The 1,462-nt window shown below is 69.6% G+C and carries 1 protein-coding gene; it reads right to left on the reverse strand.

The window, feature by feature from the left end; all coding sequences use genetic code 11:
* Nucleotides 1–20 precede the first annotated feature (20 nt).
* Nucleotides 21–1,235, reverse strand: coding sequence for an IS110 family transposase (locus ACFY32_RS34065; RefSeq protein ID WP_359205019.1), 1,215 nt, complete (start codon nt 1,233–1,235; stop codon nt 21–23).
* Between the last annotated feature and the right edge of the window lie 227 nt (nt 1,236–1,462).

Genomic DNA, 1,462 nt, shown 5'->3' on the forward strand with positions numbered 1-1,462 from the left:
CGTTGATGCTCCTATTGCTGTCAAGCGGTTTGCAGCCAGTCGCGGTAGGCGTAGGTGAGGTCGTCGTCTCTGCTGAGACCTCGTTCGAGTCTGGAGATGGTGGTGGGCCAGACTCCGAAGTGCTGGGCGACAGCGGTGAGGGTGATGTTCTTGGCCTGCCGCAAGGGCCGCAGGTCGGCTGTGCCCGGGAGGGTGGCCGTGGTGGTGAGGCAGCGGAACATCTCCCGGGCGATGGCCCGTTTCAGCATCCGGATGATTTCCTTCTTGGTCCGTCCGGCAGCGGTCTGTCGTGCGACGTAGGCCCGGGTGGGGGCGTCGCCGGACATGCGGACCAGGGCGATGCGGTAGAGGGCTGCGTTGGCTGTTCGGTCACCGCCTCGGGAGAGGCGGTGCCGGTTGGTTCTGCCGCTGGAGGCAGGGACCGGGGCGGCTCCGCAGAGGGCTGCGAAGGACGCCTCGGTCCGCATCCGTTCGGGGTTGCCGCCTGCGGTGATCAGCAGTTGTGCGGCGGTGTCGGGGCCGACACCGTAGGCGGCCCGCAAACCCGGGTTGTGGGTGGTGACCTCGGCATCCAGGGCCCGCGTCAGCGTCTCGTGCTCGGCGGTGAGTTCCTTGACTCGGCGGGCGAGGCTCTTCAGTGCGGTCAGGACGGCGACGTGGAGGGCGTCACCGGCCGGCCGCAGCCGGGCCAGGGCCTGGGTGCGGTCGGTTCCCTTGAGCTGCCCGTATTTCGCGCGGATGGCGTCCGGGGCGGTGATGAGGACGTTGCCGATCTGGTTGAGTGCGGCGGTGCGGGCCTTGACGGCGGAGCGGGCCGCGTTGTGCAGGGCACGTATCCCGGCGACCGTGTCGTCCTTGGGGGAGCTGGAGGCTCTGCCGGACAGGGCAGCGCGGGCGGCAGCGTAGGCGTCGATCGGGTCGGACTTGCCGGTGCGGCGGCGTTCGGCCCTGTCGGGGCGGTTGACCTCGACGACCCGGTGCCCGCGGGAGCGGGCGGTGCGGGTGAAGCCGGCCCCGTAGGACGAGGTGCCTTCCACCCCGATCGCGACCACACGTCCGTGGGCGGCCAGGAAGGCCAGGGCCGCTGCGTATCCAGCGGTGGTGGTGGCGAACTCCGCGTCCGCGAGATGGCCGCCGTTGTCGCTGATGACCGCGACGTGGACGGTGTCGGCGTGGGAGTCGACCCCGCCGAACACGTCCCGGTCCACGGTGTCCCCCGCGACCTGTGATGCCATGCTGATACTGCCTTCCCAGCCGAAGGTAGGCGCCGGCCGGGTGGCGCAGACAGGACATTGAAGGGGCTTCTGACCAAGCTCCTATCAGGTCATGTTCCGCCCGGCCGGAGCCGTGAGAACGGGTTCCGGCGGCCGGACAGACCAACGCGAAGACAGCCCAGCAGGGCGTCAGTCAGTGCCCGAGTCACGGCCGCCGGAACCCGAGTATCAGCATCAATGTCAGTGCC

It is taken from the genome of Streptomyces sp. NPDC000134, from assembly GCF_042899225.1.
Lineage (GTDB): Bacteria > Actinomycetota > Actinomycetes > Streptomycetales > Streptomycetaceae > Streptomyces.

Bases quoted from the DNA above. Each gene is read 5' to 3' on its own strand.
- ACFY32_RS34065 (WP_359205019.1), bottom strand. From the start codon at position 1,235: ATGGCATCACAGGTCGCGGGGGACACCGTGGACCGGGACGTGTTCGGC.